The sequence below is a fragment of the Amycolatopsis sp. MtRt-6 genome (genome assembly GCF_017308975.1).
GTDB lineage: Bacteria > Actinomycetota > Actinomycetes > Mycobacteriales > Pseudonocardiaceae > Amycolatopsis.
Genome location: NZ_JADWPD010000025.1, coordinates 148,446 through 164,057, shown reverse-complemented (window position 1 = coordinate 164,057; position 15,612 = coordinate 148,446). Strand labels below are relative to the sequence as shown.

Here is a 15,612-nt window from a genome sequence, read left to right as displayed (position 1 = left end):
GCTATTGGGAGACTTCGAGGATGCCATCGAGGATCAATTGGGGGCAGACTTCCAGAGCAGCATCCAGCGCCAATTCCAGCGGGACTGCTGTCGATTGGCTACTCACGTCGAGATGTCGAAGCCAGCTTGCTGGGTGGTACCGCGACAGCATGGACAGCGCGAACAAGACACCCCACCACGCGATGAGGGGATGAATGTCCGTGTCGGCACCGGGGGGAGCCGGAAAGACCCAATGGGCGTCGTCCCTGAGGTAACGTCGCCGCCGCCCGCGGACAAACGCCTCGATGTCGTAGCCATCTGGTGCAGGCCACGACCGGGCCACGGACACGATCCTGCGCCCATCGTCCGTCGGCCTGAACGCTGCGGCCGGAGACGAGGACAAATCCTCGATAAGTTGGGCACCCGCCAGACCCGGATACTTGGCAAGGTACTCCGAAACCTCCGCGTGGGTAGCTTCGAGGAAACGATCAGGAACGCTGCCTACCCAGCCGATGAGGTTCATTCCTTGCATTGCCCCGGATAGGTAGAGCCTAAGGACACGAAAGTCGTAGTCTGTCGCTCCGATGCTCGAACTAACCAGTTCCGGTATGCAGTTCCAGAGAAAGGGAAACTCAACCGGTTTCTCTAGAGAGGCAGACGAGAGAAACCGAGCCAGTGTGGTGAAGCTTCCACCTTTGCCGTCGTCCTGAAGAACAAGATCAGATAGCGGGGGCTCCTGGCCGAGGTTGGGCACCTCGATCCCGTGTCCCTTTAGCTGCCACGCATTCTTGTCCTGGCCTGTCGCGGCCGCAGCTATCGCACGGCCGGCCTGGCTGAGACCGTAGAATGCAAGGATCGGTCGGGCGGCATAGTCGACGTTCGCCGCCGCCGCGAACAGCTGCTCGGCTTGTTCGAGCGCTGCATTGAAGACCGTCTGCCGCATTCCTCGCGCTGCCCAGCCCGGTGGATGATGCCGAAGAGCACGCAGCCGTCGCCAAGGAGTCTCCGCAAACCGAGTAGGTTCGTCACGGGGATCTGATCCTGGGTGAAACAACGGCACAGAAGCCTCCGGGCTGGACAACGCTCAATACGACAGGCAGCCAGTCTAGGTGCCGGAGGTGCGGCCTCGGCCAGAGCTAGCGGCGCGGCGGGAGAAGGCGCGGCGGACGCCGGCTACGGCGCGGGCGAAGCGGTTACGCAAAGGGCTACTCCTTTCCTTCAGTGTCGGCGGGCATGGGGATGCCAAGAGCGCGGGCGACGGCGTAGCCGTCGAGGTACTTGTCCCCGATCGGCAGCAGCCGGGCGGCGGCCAGGAACGCGTCCTTGTCCTCGCGGGTCTTGAAGCACAGCGCGAACCAGTACTCGGAGTCGGTGGCCAGCCGGAACCGCTCGTCCTCGCGTTTGGTTCGCTCGCGAAAGCCGCGGGCGACGGCGTCGAGCTCGGCCTCAGAGTCGGCGGCCAGGTCGCCGGTGTACTCGATATCGGCCAGCGGGTCGGGTTCGGGTTCGGCGTTGAGCTGGGCGAGCAGGTCGTCGTGAGAGGTGGGTCCGCCGATCGCGGCGGTGGCCTGCAGCTGGGCGAGCAGATCGCCGTTCGGGTCGGGGTTATCGGTGGAGGTCACGGCGGAAGATCTCCAGGTCGGCGAGCGGGAACCAGTCCAAGATGCGCTGGTAGTCGTCGGGAGCGTGGCGGCGGATCTGGTCGAGGAACCGGAAGTCCAGGCCGTCGAAGGAGCGGCCGAACCACTCGTACTCCGGTGGCAGCGGGCAGGCGTGGCGCTGGAGAGCGGCGCGGACGTCGGCGATGCGCCAGTCCCAGATGATCGAGACCCGCCGGACGTGCTCCTTGAGCGGGCCGTGGGTGACCATGGCCATCCGCCGGTTCGGTGAGTCCGCGGCCCGGACACCGTCGGCGTTCCAAGCCCCGGGCAGGCCCAAGTCGTCACGGATCGCGTCGGCCAGCTCCTGATACGTCGGCTCGGGGAACTGGGCGGCCTCGATGATCGCCAACCGCTCCGGGGGCTGGAACACGAACGCGTTGAGCCACCGGTACAGCGACGGGTGCGGCAGGTTCAGGATCTTCGTGCCGAAGAAGTCCTCGTAGAAGGCCAGCGACTCGTTCACGAACCGCAGGCCGGGGATGAGGTAGAGGTGGTACGGGACGACGGCGATGCCGGCCTCGCGCATCGCCAGCCACGAGGCGAGGGAGTCCTTGCCCCGGGAGAAGCCGAGCAAAACCGGTTTCCCCTCGACCGCGATCTGCGCCCGGATCTGGTCGGACGGGGTGATCCCGTCAATGGTGATCGGCACGACCACCTCCGCCGCGGGTGGAAACCCGGTTTCCGATTGGCAACCTGGTTACCATCGGTGCGTGTCGAACCCGATCGAGAAGAACGCCGACGAGCTGGCCCGCGTGCTGGACGAGATCGAGCAAGCCGCCGAGCAGGCCGCCGGTTGGCTGGATGAACGGGATCGGCTTGTGGTGCACGCGAAAGCCCTCGGCGCCAGCCACCGCCAGATCGCGCCGCACGCGGCCCTGTCGCACACCGGAGTCGGCAAGCTGATCAAGCGGGAAACCGGGTCGGCGGACAGCCGGGCCGACGTGGGTTGAGCGTCGGCGGAAACTTGGCAAGACAGGATCGGGCCTCAGTGGCTTGTGCCTGCCGGGCAGGCTCGGGGGTTGGCCCCCTGGGTGGTGCGGCCCGGCGGCGTGCCGGGCGTTGAGTGTGGGTTTCACGGGGTGTTCCAGCCTCCCCGGGTGCGGGGGTCGGTGGCGGTGCAGTGGGCATGGCAGCGGGCACACAGGCCCCGGCCCCGGGCGGGGTTATCGGGCTCCAGCCCGGCGGCCACCAGCTCACGGCGGATGAGCGGCCAGTGATCGGCCACGGTGGACGGCTCGGCACACGGCCCGGCCGGGTGCCCTGGACAGTCGGTCCGGTCACAGCGGCACACGGGGTCACGGGCCAGCACAGCGGGCCGGAAGCGGGTGCGGTGTGCCCCGGCATAGCCCCGGTCGGTGCTGGTGCCTCCGGCCCGGCGGGCCCTGCTGCGGCACTGCGGGCAGCGGCCCGGGGTGCTGGTGAGGTTCGGGCAGCCGGGGCGAGTGCACCGGCGGGGAGCGCGGGCAGGCAGCGGCACCACCCCCGCCCCGGTCCGTTGCGTGGCCGGCAGGGCCCACCACCCTTGGCGGATGGTGGGCCCTGCTTCACGGTGTGCACGGTCAGGCGTGCCGCGTCTGTTTCCCGTTGTTGTGCTTCGGGCTCCGGCCGGTGCCCCACAGGTCCGGCCACGGGCCGGTGTGTTCGGTCATCCACCGGTCCAGCCCGCCGACTGTCTCGGCGAGCTCGGCCAGCGGCGGCCACTCGGTGTCCTGGGACGGGGTGACCAGGGTTCGGATGTCCTGGAGAGCGGCGGCCGGGTCGTCGATCACCCGCCAGCGGCAGGACTCGTAGCCTGGGTCGGTGTGTGGGTGAGTCCACGGGCCGGGCAGCCCGGCCCCGGCGGACATCCATTCGTCCAGTTGCTGCCAGGCCATCGGCAGGTGCCCGGGGTACTGCGGCACGCGGTGCCGGTACAGGTTCAGCTCCTGACGGATGATGTGGAGCAGGCGGGTGGTGTGGGCGCCGTCGAGCCCGTGCGCGATGCTCGCTTTCATGAATTCCATGGCTCAGGCCACCTGGAACAGGTTGAACGCGAGTTCCTTCGTGTCCCGGGCCTTGCCCACCAGGGCCCTCTCGGCCCGGATACGGGCGGAGTCGGCATCCTCACCCCGGACCGGCGCGTGGTGGTCCAGGTACTCCACCACGGTCTGATACCCGGACCAGTGAGTGCCCCGGGTCTTCTTGCCCTTGATGTTCTCGTTCGTCTCGCCCTTGAAGATCTGCATCAGGGTGCCGGTCAGTGCGTCGTCGCGATCCTTGACAGCGGAGTTGGCCTCCTCGGCCGGGGCAGGCCAGATCTCACGGCACAGCCGCTCGAACTCCTTGATGGTCAACTCAGCTTTGATCATCTTCTCGGCTTCGTCGGCGAACGCATCTCGGTAGTCGAAAGTGATCTTCAGAGCTTCCCGGGCCTCGATGATCCGCTGCGGCGCGTTCGGGGAGTGCCGGACGGTGTAGCGGGACCGGAAGTTGTACAGGGCGGCGGCCTGGGTGTTGGCACACACCACCCTCACCGGGGTAATCAGGAACTCGGAGGACTTCCCAGGCCGGAAGTAGTTGAACCCGGCTAGGTTCAACTCAACCGGGTCCACCCCGCCCACCATGATCCCCTTGGGCAGCCGGGCGGTGATGAAGGTGTCCAGCCCACCCCGCAGCGATCCGGCGGTGTCCACGATCGCCCCGGACTGGTCCAAGATGGCCTGAAGAGTCTGGCCCATTTCCTCATTGGAAATGGGGGTGTAGTCGAGTCCGCCCACGGACAGGACTTCCGGGAGTCCTGTCACCGGGTGGATGCGGACCACGGCGCGGTTGTTCGGGACCTCGACGGCGTGGGTGGTGTCGTGCTCGTCAACGATCCGGCTGTCGTCCTGACCCTCGTGGTCACCGGTGACGCACATGTCGTCGTGCTTCTCACCCAGCGGCTTGGAGCACTCCAGGCACTTGGACCCGGCCACGGCGGCAACCAGCGGTTCCATCCGGACATCCCAGTTGGCCAGCTGGCCCAGCTTGAGGGCTTCCGGCACGGTCATCGGGCCCGGGGCGACCACCCCCAGGCGGTGCCAGCCGGGGGTGTTGGCAGAGACAAAGGCAGCAGTGCCATCGGCATGAATTTCAATCTCATGAGACATGAGAGAAGGACTCCTCTATCCAGTGACACCCTAGAACGGGTGATCAGTGGGGTTATTGATGGTGGCACCACTGACATTACCGGATTTCCGGGCCTTGTCCAGCACTTTCTCATCGGATTATCCGATTGGGCCGTCGGATTCTCGCGTTCAATTCGACGAGCAGCAATAGCGCCAATCGCGGATACGCGTGAGGGCTCGGCGGTGCACCACCGAGCCCTCACGCTGCCCTTCGATATCAGTACCACCATCAATCGAGAGGAGCGTGGCCCATTATGCCCTGCTCCTCGCGTGCTCGTCGACCGCCTTGCCGCGCGATGCCGTGGCCGGCGGGGACGGCCTGGCGGTGTTCGTGGGTAGTGCCGCAGCGACTCGCGCGAACACTGGCACGTCTCACCATCCGAGCACCTGTCGCCACAATCCCTGGAACGGCGTCTTGCGGATGTGCGGCTCGATCTCGGTTTTCCACTGCCACAGCAGGGCGAACCCGTCGCGAGTGGCGCGCAGGCGACGGCCGGACAGGTAGACCAGCCCGTCGGTTTTCGCCCGGGCGAGTTCGTCGGCGCCGACGTCGGCGGGCAGCAGCCCTTTGTCTAGGTTCAGCATCGCCAGGTACAGCACCCGCATGGTGCGGACGTTGCTGGCAAGCTTCTCGTAGAGGTCGAGTTCGAGCCGGACGGTGTCGTCCAGGCCCTCGCGGTAGCGGGTGTACGCCTCGGCGGTGAGCACGTCGTACCCGGTGTCGGGAGTGCGCTCGGCGGCCATCACGGCTGCCGTCCCTTGGCGAGGGCCCAGCGGGCGCGGTCGTGGTCGAGCGGCACGATGTCCGGGCCCTGGATCTCGCCGCCGTCCTCGTACTGGCGGACGTGGTGTGCGCACCACGGTTCGAGCAGGGCGGCGTCGAGGATGGTGGCGAGTTCGCCGCAGGCGGTGTCGGTGCAGGTCGCGCACGCTTCGCAGAGCGCCCCGCCTAACGTGTCCTCCGGCGCGCTGTGCAGCAGCACGGCCACGGCCGGGGTGCCGTCGTTGGCGCACACCGGTGTCGTGCGGTTGTCGGTCATGTGGACTCCCCCTGGGGCAGAACGGTGACGCCGTGGTCGTGGTAGCCGTACTGCGCGGCCCAGTGCTCGGGCTGGAGCCAGACCATGAACGGGAACCACGGCTGGCCGTCGCCGCGTCGCGGCAGCTCGGCCATGACGGCGTCTTCGATGTGGCGGCGCAGCTGGAGCGCGGCGCTGGTGTAGTACTCGGCGCCGAGCTGGCGTTGCGGCGCCTTGTCGGCGTGCTCGCCCAGCAGGTAGCCGTCGTCCAGGCCGCCGAGAGCGACCATGAGGTTGGTGCCCGCGATGTAGACGCGGACGTTCGCGTGGATCGGGATGGTGCCGAAGGCGCGGTGCAGGTCGAGCACGGTGTAGATGCCCTCGGCGACCGGCAGGATCGGTGGCGGGTCGTCGCCGTAGTCCAGGCTGGTCATCGGTCGCCGAACAATGCCGCCAGGGCGCCCCAGCCGAACGGCTCGCCGACGTGCCGCCAGGCCGCGCGGGCGATCTGGCGCAGGTGGAACCGGCGGACTGCGACGTGGCCGGGCGTGTAGCGGTCCTGCTCAGCCGGGGTCAGCAGCCGGACGGTCCCGATGGCGAACCGGACGAGGCCGTTGTATTCCCAGCTGTATTCGTTGAGCTCGGTCCACACCCCGTCGTGGGTCGCCTCGCCCAGCGGGGAGTCGATGTCGTCGGCGTCGAGCCCGAAGACCGCGATGTCGATCCACCACACCTGGGCGATCTCGTAGCGGTAGACCACCGCAGAGAAGGTCAGGAAGTCGAACCTCTCCGGCAGCTCGTCCACGATCCGCTGCGCCAGCGCCGGGATCGACTGGATGTGCGACGTTTCCCCGGCGTGCGCCCCGTAGTGATCGGAATGGCGTCCCGGTGCGTCGTCGGGGCTGATTCCGGGCTCGGGAGCTTTCTTCCACCACTGCATGACAGAGCCTCCACAGAAAGGATTCTGACCCCAGGAACCGGATATTCGGTGAGGTTATCCGGGGGGACTGTTCCCATCCTGTGCGGCAATTCAATCCAAGGCAACCAATATTAATGCGGCCATGCTCACGGGAACAATTCGAGGAATGCGCAGGATCGGGCAATTCTCATTTTTGGTGAATGTCGTTCGTGGAAATGGGGATGTGCGGGCAGCGGCGCGCCGCGTGCGGCCTGCTCGATGAGGGGTGGCCGGGGCCAGCGTCCGGCGGTCGCTGCCCGCACATGACGAAGGCCCGCGCCGAGGGGGAGGGAGCGCGGGCCTTCGAAGAAGAATCGTAACGGCTGACGGTAGGTACAGCTCCGCCAAGCCCGTTCAGTATGCCTGTCCGGTGATCACCGTGTCAAGGCTATTCACAGTCCAGGGCAAGGGTTTCCGCCTGCTGCTGCTCCAAGAGCTGCCCCAGCTGCGTCCAGAAGTCCAAGCCCCAGCGGGAATCACAGGCCGCGCACACCGCTTCGGCACGGTCGGTGTCGATGGACAGTGCAGCTTGGCGCAGCCATTCCTGTTCGGTGACCGACCAGGAGAGCACGGTGGCGTGGCCGCACGTCGGGCAGGCATGGCCGCGCAGTCGGTAGGTCGGGGCAGGGTCAAGGATGGCGCGGCCGGCGGCCACCCAGTGCTCGGCTTCGCGTGTCGCGTAGGCGAGGTAGTCGACGTCGTCGAGCTGCCACTGTTCGGCATACGACGCCCAGAGCCGCACCTGCCCGGACAACGTCCCACGTGGAGCCGGGCTGAGCTGGCTATGTCCGAGCGCGGCCAGCGCGACGCGCAGGGTCTGGCCGATCTCAGCGACCAGAGTCAGCGCGTTGAGCGAAGCTGGAGGCCGGGAGCCGCGCGCGGAGCCGCCGGTGCGTTCGGTGCCGGGCTGGGTCGCGGCCTGCAGCTGGTCGAGCAGGCATGGCGCGACCGCGTGGTCCTGGCGCCCGCCGTCGCGTGACACGACGTGGAGGCCGGGCTGAGTGAGCTGGTCCACCGCGGCGTCGAACGCCAGCCGGGTCATCACCGGGTCCACCTGGCGCACGGTTTCGTCGAGGGTGCGGGTCATCGAGAGGTCTCCTGCTCGGTGCGGGGCGTGCTCGTGCGAGCGAGCTGCTTCTTGGCGCGGTCCAGCCGCGACGGGTGCATCCCGGTGGCGCGGTCGCGGAGTTCGCGGACACCGGCACGGTTGCGCGAGAGCGGGCTGCACACCGCCCACGTCCTCGCCTTGCAGAACGGACAGGGCACCGCGCGTGCCAGCTCACGGTCCGGGTGGTGCTCCCAGCCCATCGCGGCGTACACGGCGCGGATGCCCCGCACTCCTGCCTGCCGGTAGTAGTCCCGCCGCGTCCCCGCTTTCGCTCCTGGCCGACGGACCAACGGGACCACGACGTCCGGCGAGGCGACGGCCGTGCGGTCGCTGGCCGCCTCGATGCGATCGGCGATCTCCGACGGCGTGGCGCGTGCAGCAGCCGGGCCAAGGCCGGCGAACGCCTCCTGGACGTCGGCCGCGGTGCAGCCTGCGAGGCGATCGAGCCAGGCGGACACGAGGTCGTCGGTGACGTGGGCTGCGGTATAGCGCATGAGCAGGCTGCGCATGTCGCGGTTGCTGATCAGTGCATACGGTGTCGTGTTCACGCAGCCTGCCCCGCGGCGAGTTCGCCGAACGCGGCATCCAGCACGGCATCGATCTGCACGGCGTCGGCGTGCCGTAGCTCGGCGTGCCGGACGATCGCGCCGACGCCGTCCTGGTCGTCCTCAGCGATCGCGTCGGTACGCAGTTGCTCGAACTGCTCGATCATCCGCACGTCCCGTTCGCGGCCCGTCGCGTCGATGGCTCCCGTTCGAGTCGCACGCATCCGCTCGCCGACCAGCTCAGGCAGGAATCGCGCCGGGAGTGTCTTGGTCGACCACACGGCGAGTCCGGCGCTGATCACGCTGGTGGCGATGCCGTCGCGCAGCATCGCGATCACCTCGGCCGCCAGCTGCGCCCGCACTCGGCCCGGAACCTCGGCGCCGTAGAAGTCCACCAGCCGCTCAGCCTCGGTGCGCCGCCGCTGCCGCGCCGAAGGCCGCTCGGCCGCTGCGAGGTCGTGCTCGAGTTGCGGTGCCAGCTCGGCGAGCCCGGCTGAAGCCGCGGCCTCGCGTGCGCGCGCGGGAGACCCCACTTTCTTGCTACGAGAAGGAACATCAGGTTCTCCAGTCTCCCGCTCCCCACTCCCTTCTCCCTGGGCCTTCGGCGAAGGGTCCGGCGAAGGGTTCGCGAGAGGGTTCTCCGGCTGGTCCGCCAGCTGGTTCACGGGCGTGGCTGGATCGGACGTCTCGGCGGCACGGCGGGGCGTGGCCGGCGGGCGAGTGGTGCCGCGGATCGACATCGCGGCCTTGACCTCACCGGGCAGTTCCCGCGCCCCAGCCTCCAGCGCGGCCGCTGCAAAGGCTGGGGCCGGACCGGTCACGTCGGCAGGCAGCTGCCGCAGCTCGGCCGCCAATGCGGCCCGCAGCACCGGCGACTCGATCTCGAACGCGACTCGCAGGGCAGCGCGCAGCACGTTCGGCTGCTTGTACAGCTCGTCGTTCCGGATGAACGTGCGGATCAGCAACTCCTCGGTGTCGTGGTCGATCACCACGAACCGGGCTGCGTCCAGCTCGTCCAGGGCCGCTCGCAACGCCGTGATGTCGACGTCGGCGTGTGGGCGGCTCCAGCGCTTGACCGCCAGGTCCAGCACCCCGGCGTAGGACAGCTTCGGCTGCGACACCAGCTGTACGTAGAGCATCTTCGCCAGCAGGGACAGCTGCTGGAAGTCCTCGTCATTCCAGATGTGAACATCGATTCGGGCGTGATCGCGCGCCACGAGTAATCCCCTACAGAGTCTTGAAATCGACGCGGTGAGTACCGCCGTGCCTGGGCACGGCGGGTCGGCGCCTTGACGAGCCGCGCTAGGAGGCGGCGGATTGGGTCTTGCCGTATTCGCGCAGCGCTGCTGCGTCGAACGCGTACACCGGCTGCAGCTTGCCACCGTTGCGCCCGGCAGAGTCGGTGGAACGGACGTAGCGACCGGTCGTCACCAACAGCCCGGCCGCCCGCAGGCGGTTCACCGTCGCGCCGATCAGCTGCGGCTGTATCCAACGCGGCAGCAGTGGGCGCCACCGGTTCGCGAAGGTCTCCCGCAGAGGATCGGCCAGAGCGTCACGCACGATTACCGTGACGATCGTCAGCACCTGAGCCTCGTTGCGCGGTTCCGCGGTGAGCAACGCGGCTACGGTCGCGGCCGTCTCGCCGGACTCCCCTTGCACCGGCGAGCCATGCCCGCCGGCCCGGGCGACCATCGCCCGGGCCAGCGAGACCAGCTCGGCAAACGGAACAGCCTTCATGCGGCCAAAAGACGGAAGGTCCATACCTCCGAGATGTCGCTGAACTCCTCGAAGATGTCGGGGCGGCGCTCCTTGAGCTGGCTCTGATCGAGCGCGATGCGGGTCGAGCTGGCGAACGAGACGACGGGCACCCCGTTGACGGTGCCGACCGTCGCCCCCACAGCGACGAGGGCGGCCTTAAGCACCGCTTCTCCGTCCTTGCGCTCTTGCGACAGCTTCGCCTGCTTGCTCTTGATCCGCCGCAGCGCCCCGATGATGTGGGCAAACGAGTCGATCGATCGCGTGGATGCAAGGTCCACCGGAACCGCAAGCGAATTGGGTGTGTTCTGTACCACGGACTTAACTCCCGAAAGCGGTTAACGCACGCCACAGACCGCCCGATGGGCAAAGTTAGGGGTGCAGTGATCATGACCCTGCTCGACGCCGAGCAGGGCGGATGACGAGTCAGGTGTTGATATGCGTTAACAATTTCTGTTCGGTGTTTTTACTGGTTGACAGCTCAGTGCGGCCGACCATAGCGTGGTTTAGGCCGCGCATGTCAACGATATCCGCGGAAAACACTCGGAATTGCTTACGTCTGTAAACAAGGGGTCCGAATGGCCGAGCAGGGGGAAGTGTCGTTCGCGGAAGCCTTGAGCTTCCTGTTCGACAAGTGCACGCGGGAGGACGGCAAGCCGTACAGCGATCGCGACGTCGCGCGAGCACTCAAGGACGACGGCGTAGACATCTCGTACAGCTACGTCTGGCTGTTGCGCCAAGGCAGGAAAGACGACCCCCGCGCGAGCCACATCCGCGGCTTCGCCCGGTTTTTCGGTGTGCCATCAGGGTTCTTCCTTGATCGCGAGGTGCACAACCGATGGGTAGAGCGGATCGAGCGGAGCAAGGAACCGGCCGTGCCTCCACAACAGCGCAGAGGGCAGGCGGTCTTGCTCCGCAACTTCCCCGGCATGTCCGAGCGGAGCACATCGTTGATTGAAGCGCTTGCGGCACACGTGAGCTCGCTCGAAAGCGAGGACGGCGCGGCAGCCCATGACTGAACGCGCCCGACGGCGCTGTCTCCTGCAGCGGATTCGAAAGTTTCGACGCGTTACCCATGTGCACGGTACTGAGCCGATCACCGATGTTGACGACGTCAAGACGCTGGTCGATGAACTCGACCTGGCTGCCACGGCTGCGCCGGAAACGCTCGCGGTCAGGCTGTCAGAGCTACGAGGGCACCCGATCAAGATCCTGCCCTACCCGGAACCGATCATCGCCGAGTCCCGCCGCACCGAGGAGCCGCTGCCCTACGGGGTTTGGATCGCCGATCCCTCAGCCGACTACGTCTTCTACCGACCAGAAACCACGCCGTCGCACAGGCGGCACATCATCCTGCACGAACTCGGCCACATCTGGTGCCGCCACGCCGGCGAGCAGATCGAGCCGATCAAGACCAGAAACGGTGGTCCGGACCATGCCTCCGTCGCGCGTGCGGTTCAGCGAGCTGGCGGGTTCGCCGAGGACCAGGAACAGGCAGCGGAAGCCTTCGCATACCTGATCGAGCGCCGGACCCGGCCCAACCTCTCCGCGACCGGCGACACGCCGGCCGCCCGCTACCGCCTCTTGGAGGACTGATGTCACTCGTCATCGCACAGCTGCAGTCAACACTGGTCTGGCTCGCCGTAACGGGCGCGCTGATCTACTGGTACAGATCCTGGCGCCGCTCCCGGACACCGGGCCTCTTGGCGATGGTCAAGGCGCTGGCCGCGTTGAACGTCGCCCTCATCCTGGGCACTGACTTCGGCGTCGCCAACTGGCTGTTCGGCGTGCCGACCTTGCCGAACTACCTGGTTCACGTGTTGACGCTCTTCGCTGCGTACTTTTTGCAGCTGTTCGTGCTGCACCTGGCCCACCCGACCGCCGCCGTACCGGCCAAGGTGCGAGTCCGCACCCGAATCCTCGTGATCGCGGAGCTCGCGCTTGGCCTGCTCTACCTCGTCGGTCCCGTGCACAGCACTGGCCCGGCGATCAACGGCGAAGCCGGAAACCCCGCCCTGGCCGTCGCCTACCTCGCGATCTTCGAGATCTATCTCGGCATCGCGATGTTCGACGTCGTGTATGTCGCCCGGCACGCCCGCGAACTTCGCCGCGGCTACCTCCGTACAGGCCTGCGCTTGCTGCGCTGGGGCGGGATCACCGGGCTGGTCTTCGTCGCGCACAAGGTGCTGTACTCGCTCACCTTGGCGGTCGGCTTCAGCCCAGCATGGGCGCACGCGCTGAACGGCGTGGTCGCCGGGCTCCTGACGACAGTCGGCATTCTGCTGCTCATGGCAGGGGTCACCGTCCCGGCCGTCGGGCCGCGGCACCAGCTCCGACGCCACTACCGCCAGCTCGAACCGCTCTGGCGAGACCTCACGGCCTTCGCTCCCGAGGTGAAGTTCAGCGGCGTTCCGACCGGCCGAACCGACATCACTGATCGCGTTCGCCAGCGCATGACCGAGATCAACGACGTGCTCGTTGGTCCCCTCCAGGCGTACCTTGACCCCGCCGTCTACGCGGCAGCGCTGGCGGACACCCGGCGCGAGGCCGGCCGCGAGATGCCCGCAGCCGCTGTGGCGCAGGCGGTGACCATCGCCACAGCGCTGGCCAGTGCCGAACCGGTCAACGCCGACGAATCGGTAGCGTTTACTCCGGCAGACGCGACGGATGACCGCGACGAAGCCGCGTGGTTCGCCGCCGTCGCCACCGCCTACACCACGCTGACCCGCACCAGCCAGGAGACCAGCAGCGATGTCCTCGACACTGCCCACTGAAACCGCACCCGCCGGACCTCGGCAGCGGCTTGCCCGGGTGGCGACGGAGGTCCTGGCGCCGTGGGTGTGGGTGCTCGGCCTGCCGCTCGTCGTGGCTTGGCAGGTCACTGGGCACCACCTCGGCGAGACCCTGCTCTGGGGCCTGATCGTCGGCGTCACCGGTTCACTCATCCCGATGGCCGTTATCGTCCGTGGCGCCAAGCAGGGCAAATGGGACAGCCACCACGTCACCAACCGAGCCGGACGCCTGGTTCCGTTCGCCGCGTGCATCAGCTCGCTGGCCGCCGGGTTCGTCATCCTGCTGGTGGGCAACGCCCCGCACGAGATGATCGCGCTGGCTGCGGCCGAGCTCGCGTGCCTGGTCGTCGCGCTGGCGGTCACCTTCGGTCTCCGGTTCAAGATTTCGATGCACGCCATCGTCGCCGCTGGTGCGACCGTCATGCTGATGAAGGTCTACGGCCCCTGGCTGGCGCTGCTGTTCGTGGCGGTCGCCTGGGTCTGCTGGTCCCGCGTCGAGCTCAAGGACCACACCGCGGCGCAGGTCACCACAGGCGCGATCGCCGGCGTCGTGCTCGGTGGTGGCGTCTACTTGACGTTGGCCGCGGTGCTCGCGTAGGTCCGGCGGCGTCGGTTTCTCGCCGAGGGCCCCTTGGGCTGACCGGCGGGCATCCCTACGTCGCCCATTCGTCGTGCAGGAGCGAGTACAGGACGGAGTCGCGCCAGGCACCGTTCGTGAAGACGTGATCGCGCAGGACACCTTCTCGGACGAATCCCAGCTTCTCCACGACTGCTTGCGAAGCAGCGTTGTCCGGACCGATCGCCGCGGTGACCCGGTGCAGGGAGAGCGAACCGAAGGCGTATCCGAGCATGATGCTGACGGCATCGCTCGCGTAGCCTCGGCCCCAGTGGGCAGCCGCCACCGCGTAACCGAGCTTCGCCGCCTTGACTCCCGTGAGCGCCAGGCGGCAGAAGCCGATCAAGCCGTCGTCGTCGAGTTGTGTCATCGCAAGGTAGAACTCGTTGCGAGGCTGGGACTTGGATCGCTGGACAGCCCCGTCGATCATCTCTTGTGCGGCAGCCGGACTGCGGCTGTCGAACGACAGGAACTTGGTGACCCGGTCGTCCCCGACGATCGAATAGGCTGCAGCGCCGTCAGCACTGACGAATTCGCGCAAGCGAGTTCGTTGCCCGGTAAGTGAAACCTCGCCATCGGGTGCTGTCGGTTCGGTCGTCGTCACTGCGGCAGCGCCAGCCGCTGGGATGCGAACGAACGCATCGAGTCGCCGAGTTCGTCGACCGCACGGCCGTCGGCGTCGAGGGCCGCCAGCCGGTTTTCGACGTGCTCGACCGCGGTAACGACGCCGTGCGTGCGCTGGGCAATGGGTAGTACAAGGACCCCGACCATTGCGTCCGCTGCACCCTCGAACTCACCGCGGTGGATACGGGCTATGGCCAGTGCGCATCGCGTGCCCGCTTCGTCGCCGAACGCCCGATCTGAGCTGGGAGCGGCGTCATACGCCGCAGTGGCTTCCAGCGCGAACCGTTCGCTCTCCTCCGCGAAGTCCGGCCCGGCCCACGCCAGCGCTTCTGCGGCGTAGTACAGCTGACGAGGACGGTTGAAGGTGCAGAAACCGCCGAGTTCGTCGAGGTCGTCGCGCCGGACCTGGTCCCGGGCTTCGGTCGCTCGATCGACGGCGCCCCGCGCCTCCTCGTACCGGCCGAGCGCCGCGAGCGAGCGCGCCTCGCCGGCCGCCAGCCAGACGGCCGAGGTGTTGGGGCTGTGTAGTGCGAACTGCGAACCCTCACCGGCGTATCGAACGGAGTCGTCGTAGCGGCCTGCCCAGTACGCGATCAGCGACTGCAGCCCCTTCGCCCACGCCTTCAAGCCGTCATGGCCGGCGTTGTCGGCGGCGGTGAACGCCGCGCGGGCGTGGGTCATCGCCTCCTGTGGCGAGTTGAGGTCGTGGGCAGCGCGAGCCATCAGCCCGGACGCCACGCCTGCCAGCAGGAACAGGTCCAGGGTCTGACTTGGGCGCTGTCGACCTTCGAGGAGACCAAAGATCTCGCTCTGTGTCGCGCTCATCTTGCCGAGCAGGCTTTCCAGCGGTTTCTGCTGGTAGTCGACGGTCAGCCCTCGAACGTCGTCGGTCAGTTGGTCGAGTGTTTCTGCACCCACGTTGGGGACCTCCGTCCTGCTCAGGAACTCGCGCGCCCGCTGAGCGCTCGTGGCGAGGACCTGCCGTTGCCAGTCCTGCTGCGCGGGATCGTGCGGCAGGGCGATTACCTCGTTCGAGTGAGCTTGTAGTACAAGCCCGCTTCCGTGTGGTGGGCCGAACAAACGAACCGCCGACTCGCAGAACATTTGCTCAAGAGCGGCCTGCGAATGCGGATACGGCCGGCCCTTCATGTCTCCACCGAGCCAGCGATAGGCCTGCCGTTCCGAGAGTTCGGTGCCCGTGATCTCCCGGTGGCGGTCACGCAGGTCTTGGACGGTCATGTGCTGCTGCTTCATCAGCTGCGCGAGCCGGGTGCGCGGTAGCTCGTCCTCGACCATCATCTCTCCCGTCTCCACGGACAAGTCCCAGGTTAGGGCGCTGTCACCGCCTCGGCGAGCTTGATCGCCAGATGGCAGAAGAAGGCAGAGGAAGTCAGTGGCCATGACGTTCC

At 67.4% G+C, this 15,612-nt stretch carries 21 protein-coding genes; 5 read left to right on the top strand and 16 right to left on the bottom strand.

Annotation, left to right across the window (positions count from 1 at the left end):
• Window position 1 precedes the first annotated feature (1 nt).
• The 3 genes from I4Q55_RS34350 to I4Q55_RS34340 form a co-directional block, all read right to left on the bottom strand.
• Window positions 2-922, bottom strand: a complete 921-nt coding sequence (locus I4Q55_RS34350; RefSeq protein WP_206793988.1) for a YaaC family protein — start codon at window positions 920-922, stop codon at window positions 2-4.
• A gap of 262 nt (window positions 923-1,184) precedes the next feature.
• Entirely contained in the window at window positions 1,185-1,601 is a 417-nt protein-coding gene (locus tag I4Q55_RS34345; RefSeq protein ID WP_206793985.1) for a hypothetical protein, read from the bottom strand.
• Entirely contained in the window at window positions 1,585-2,289 is a 705-nt protein-coding gene (locus I4Q55_RS34340; protein WP_206793982.1) for a hypothetical protein, read from the bottom strand. The genes I4Q55_RS34345 and I4Q55_RS34340 overlap by 17 nt, the downstream gene beginning before the upstream one ends.
• Window positions 2,290-2,350: 61 nt before the next feature.
• On the opposite strand from I4Q55_RS34340, the gene I4Q55_RS34335 reads away from it, so the two are divergent.
• Window positions 2,351-2,590 (top strand): hypothetical protein, encoded by a 240-nt coding sequence (locus I4Q55_RS34335; RefSeq protein ID WP_206793981.1) that lies wholly within the window; start codon window positions 2,351-2,353, stop codon window positions 2,588-2,590.
• A gap of 609 nt (window positions 2,591-3,199) precedes the next feature.
• On the opposite strand, the gene I4Q55_RS34330 is transcribed toward I4Q55_RS34335, so the two are convergent.
• The 11 genes from I4Q55_RS34330 to I4Q55_RS34280 all read right to left on the bottom strand — a co-directional run bounded on the left by I4Q55_RS34330 (window position 3,200) and on the right by I4Q55_RS34280 (window position 10,488).
• A complete protein-coding gene (locus tag I4Q55_RS34330) occupies window positions 3,200-3,643 on the bottom strand; it encodes a hypothetical protein (protein WP_206793980.1) in 444 nt (147 codons plus the stop codon).
• Window positions 3,644-3,646: 3 nt separating this feature from the next.
• Window positions 3,647-4,768: a DUF932 domain-containing protein gene (locus tag I4Q55_RS34325; protein ID WP_206793979.1), complete on the bottom strand. Its 1,122-nt coding sequence runs from the start codon at window positions 4,766-4,768 to the stop codon at window positions 3,647-3,649.
• Between the two features lie 390 nt (window positions 4,769-5,158).
• Window positions 5,159-5,530 carry a hypothetical protein gene (locus I4Q55_RS34320; RefSeq protein ID WP_206793978.1) on the bottom strand — a complete coding sequence of 124 codons (372 nt, stop codon included), beginning with the start codon at window positions 5,528-5,530 and terminating at the stop codon, window positions 5,159-5,161.
• On the bottom strand, window positions 5,530-5,826 hold the full coding sequence (locus tag I4Q55_RS34315; RefSeq protein WP_206793977.1) for a hypothetical protein: 297 nt from the start codon (window positions 5,824-5,826) through the stop codon (window positions 5,530-5,532). The genes I4Q55_RS34320 and I4Q55_RS34315 overlap by 1 nt, the downstream gene beginning before the upstream one ends.
• Entirely contained in the window at window positions 5,823-6,239 is a 417-nt protein-coding gene (locus I4Q55_RS34310) for a hypothetical protein (RefSeq protein ID WP_206793976.1), read from the bottom strand. The genes I4Q55_RS34315 and I4Q55_RS34310 overlap by 4 nt, the downstream gene beginning before the upstream one ends.
• Window positions 6,236-6,745, bottom strand: a complete 510-nt coding sequence (locus I4Q55_RS34305) for a hypothetical protein (RefSeq protein WP_206793975.1) — start codon at window positions 6,743-6,745, stop codon at window positions 6,236-6,238. The genes I4Q55_RS34310 and I4Q55_RS34305 overlap by 4 nt, the downstream gene beginning before the upstream one ends.
• Before the next feature lie 406 nt (window positions 6,746-7,151).
• Window positions 7,152-7,850 carry a hypothetical protein gene (locus tag I4Q55_RS34300; RefSeq protein ID WP_206793974.1) on the bottom strand — a complete coding sequence of 233 codons (699 nt, stop codon included), beginning with the start codon at window positions 7,848-7,850 and terminating at the stop codon, window positions 7,152-7,154.
• Complete coding sequence (locus I4Q55_RS34295; RefSeq protein WP_206793973.1) at window positions 7,847-8,419, bottom strand: hypothetical protein; 573 nt, start codon at window positions 8,417-8,419, stop codon at window positions 7,847-7,849. Before I4Q55_RS34295 ends, I4Q55_RS34300 begins: the two co-directional genes overlap by 4 nt.
• Window positions 8,416-9,633: a hypothetical protein gene (locus tag I4Q55_RS34290; protein ID WP_206793971.1), complete on the bottom strand. Its 1,218-nt coding sequence runs from the start codon at window positions 9,631-9,633 to the stop codon at window positions 8,416-8,418. Before I4Q55_RS34290 ends, I4Q55_RS34295 begins: the two co-directional genes overlap by 4 nt.
• An 85-nt stretch (window positions 9,634-9,718) precedes the next feature.
• Window positions 9,719-10,153, bottom strand: coding sequence for a hypothetical protein (locus I4Q55_RS34285; protein ID WP_206793968.1), 435 nt, complete (start codon window positions 10,151-10,153; stop codon window positions 9,719-9,721).
• On the bottom strand, window positions 10,150-10,488 hold the full coding sequence (locus I4Q55_RS34280; protein ID WP_206793966.1) for a hypothetical protein: 339 nt from the start codon (window positions 10,486-10,488) through the stop codon (window positions 10,150-10,152). Before I4Q55_RS34280 ends, I4Q55_RS34285 begins: the two co-directional genes overlap by 4 nt.
• A 261-nt stretch (window positions 10,489-10,749) precedes the next feature.
• On the opposite strand from I4Q55_RS34280, the gene I4Q55_RS34275 reads away from it, so the two are divergent.
• Genes I4Q55_RS34275 through I4Q55_RS34260 form a run of 4 tightly spaced genes read left to right on the top strand, consistent with a single transcriptional unit; the run spans window position 10,750 to window position 13,561 of the window.
• Window positions 10,750-11,190 (top strand): hypothetical protein, encoded by a 441-nt coding sequence (locus tag I4Q55_RS34275; protein ID WP_206793963.1) that lies wholly within the window; start codon window positions 10,750-10,752, stop codon window positions 11,188-11,190.
• Entirely contained in the window at window positions 11,183-11,767 is a 585-nt protein-coding gene (locus I4Q55_RS34270; RefSeq protein WP_206793962.1) for a hypothetical protein, read from the top strand. Before I4Q55_RS34275 ends, I4Q55_RS34270 begins: the two co-directional genes overlap by 8 nt.
• Complete coding sequence (locus I4Q55_RS34265) at window positions 11,767-12,945, top strand: MAB_1171c family putative transporter (RefSeq protein WP_206793960.1); 1,179 nt, start codon at window positions 11,767-11,769, stop codon at window positions 12,943-12,945. The genes I4Q55_RS34270 and I4Q55_RS34265 overlap by 1 nt, the downstream gene beginning before the upstream one ends.
• Window positions 12,923-13,561, top strand: coding sequence for a hypothetical protein (locus tag I4Q55_RS34260; protein WP_206793958.1), 639 nt, complete (start codon window positions 12,923-12,925; stop codon window positions 13,559-13,561). Before I4Q55_RS34265 ends, I4Q55_RS34260 begins: the two co-directional genes overlap by 23 nt.
• A gap of 55 nt (window positions 13,562-13,616) precedes the next feature.
• Here I4Q55_RS34260 and I4Q55_RS34255 read toward each other — a convergent pair whose 3' ends face one another.
• Together I4Q55_RS34255 and I4Q55_RS34250 are read right to left on the bottom strand one after the other, a co-directional pair.
• Window positions 13,617-14,183, bottom strand: coding sequence for a GNAT family N-acetyltransferase (locus I4Q55_RS34255; RefSeq protein WP_206793956.1), 567 nt, complete (start codon window positions 14,181-14,183; stop codon window positions 13,617-13,619).
• The gene (locus tag I4Q55_RS34250) at window positions 14,180-15,499 is read right to left on the bottom strand and encodes a hypothetical protein (protein ID WP_206793954.1); all 1,320 of its coding nucleotides are present in this window, start codon (window positions 15,497-15,499) and stop codon (window positions 14,180-14,182) included. The genes I4Q55_RS34255 and I4Q55_RS34250 overlap by 4 nt, the downstream gene beginning before the upstream one ends.
• Between the last annotated feature and the right edge of the window lie 113 nt (window positions 15,500-15,612).

Excerpts from the sequence above, each read along its gene's own strand:
- I4Q55_RS34310 (WP_206793976.1), bottom strand. The coding sequence starts at position 6,239 with ATGACCAGCCTGGACTACGGCGACGACCCGCCACCGATCCTGCCGGTC.
- I4Q55_RS34330 (WP_206793980.1), bottom strand. The coding sequence starts at position 3,643 with ATGGAATTCATGAAAGCGAGCATCGCGCACGGGCTCGACGGCGCCCAC.
- I4Q55_RS34250 (WP_206793954.1), bottom strand. The coding sequence starts at position 15,499 with ATGGTCGAGGACGAGCTACCGCGCACCCGGCTCGCGCAGCTGATGAAG.
- I4Q55_RS34260 (WP_206793958.1), top strand. The coding sequence starts at position 12,923 with ATGTCCTCGACACTGCCCACTGAAACCGCACCCGCCGGACCTCGGCAG.
- I4Q55_RS34325 (WP_206793979.1), bottom strand. The coding sequence starts at position 4,768 with ATGTCTCATGAGATTGAAATTCATGCCGATGGCACTGCTGCCTTTGTC.
- I4Q55_RS34320 (WP_206793978.1), bottom strand. The coding sequence starts at position 5,530 with ATGGCCGCCGAGCGCACTCCCGACACCGGGTACGACGTGCTCACCGCC.
- I4Q55_RS34305 (WP_206793975.1), bottom strand. The coding sequence starts at position 6,745 with ATGCAGTGGTGGAAGAAAGCTCCCGAGCCCGGAATCAGCCCCGACGAC.
- I4Q55_RS34285 (WP_206793968.1), bottom strand. The coding sequence starts at position 10,153 with ATGAAGGCTGTTCCGTTTGCCGAGCTGGTCTCGCTGGCCCGGGCGATG.
- I4Q55_RS34270 (WP_206793962.1), top strand. The coding sequence starts at position 11,183 with ATGACTGAACGCGCCCGACGGCGCTGTCTCCTGCAGCGGATTCGAAAG.
- I4Q55_RS34315 (WP_206793977.1), bottom strand. The coding sequence starts at position 5,826 with ATGACCGACAACCGCACGACACCGGTGTGCGCCAACGACGGCACCCCG.
- I4Q55_RS34300 (WP_206793974.1), bottom strand. The coding sequence starts at position 7,850 with ATGACCCGCACCCTCGACGAAACCGTGCGCCAGGTGGACCCGGTGATG.
- I4Q55_RS34350 (WP_206793988.1), bottom strand. The coding sequence starts at position 922 with ATGCGGCAGACGGTCTTCAATGCAGCGCTCGAACAAGCCGAGCAGCTG.
- I4Q55_RS34275 (WP_206793963.1), top strand. The coding sequence starts at position 10,750 with ATGGCCGAGCAGGGGGAAGTGTCGTTCGCGGAAGCCTTGAGCTTCCTG.
- I4Q55_RS34265 (WP_206793960.1), top strand. The coding sequence starts at position 11,767 with ATGTCACTCGTCATCGCACAGCTGCAGTCAACACTGGTCTGGCTCGCC.